The following is a 244-nucleotide window of genomic DNA, read 5'->3' on the forward strand; positions in this document are numbered from 1 at the left end:
TGTGGGATTTTTCTTCCTTAACATGCCTTTTCGGCATTTTTTAACGGATCAGGCTTTCGTTTTTTAGGGAATTTCCAGCCCTTCCCTCTTCTTTCTGCCGATTTCCCATTCTTTTTAAGGGGCCCGTCTGCCGAAAGCTCCCTCTGAAAAACCGAGCCCATAGCCCCGATAGGAGCGGAAATCCTTTTGGGGCCGGGGTTCGGCCACAAAAGATTGAAGCGGATAGCGGGATGAAGCTCCCAAT

The 244-nt window shown here is 49.6% G+C and carries 1 protein-coding gene; it reads right to left on the reverse strand.

Annotated elements, in window-relative coordinates:
- Positions 1-17: 17 nt before the first annotated feature.
- The coding region (locus DMA14_RS22830; protein ID WP_203418201.1) for a hypothetical protein at positions 18-244 on the reverse strand (227 nt) is incomplete at its 5' end.

Source organism: Flavobacterium sharifuzzamanii, from assembly GCF_003254585.1.
GTDB lineage: Bacteria > Bacteroidota > Bacteroidia > Flavobacteriales > Flavobacteriaceae > Flavobacterium > Flavobacterium sharifuzzamanii.